Genomic DNA, 446 nt, shown 5'->3' on the forward strand with positions numbered 1-446 from the left:
GTAGCGCCTGTTAACAGGTCGGCATCAGTAAAGATTAACGTGCCGTCTTCTTCAACGCTGAACTGTTGATCTTGAGGTACTGGCAGGTCATTAACTGGGTTAACGGTTAGGTCAGCTGATGCTTGAACCGTATTAGTACCATCTGAGATATCGAAGCTGATATCGATGTCGCCATTGAAGTTCTCATCTGGCGTAATCGTGAAGCTGCCGTCATCATTAGCTACAACCGTTGCATCTCCACCAACCGTAAGGTCGCTAGCAGTAAGGTCATCGCCTTCAACATCAGATGCTTGTGATAACAGTTGCTCTTGGCTTAGACGAATCGAACCATCTTCGTCGATTGAGTACGCTAGGTCGCCAGACACTGGCGCATCATCAACCGCTGTTACGCTCACGTCGATGTTTGCTGATACCGTATCGGTGCCATCTGACACATCGAAGCCGAA

General features: G+C 48.7%; 1 protein-coding gene. It reads right to left on the reverse strand.

The features are described from left to right. A partial coding sequence (locus tag AB4486_RS22500) for a cadherin-like domain-containing protein (protein WP_372118686.1) occupies positions 1 to 446 on the reverse strand: 446 nt, incomplete at both ends.

The sequence above is a fragment of the Vibrio sp. 10N.222.55.C6 genome (assembly GCF_041473395.1).
GTDB lineage: Bacteria > Pseudomonadota > Gammaproteobacteria > Enterobacterales > Vibrionaceae > Vibrio > Vibrio crassostreae_C.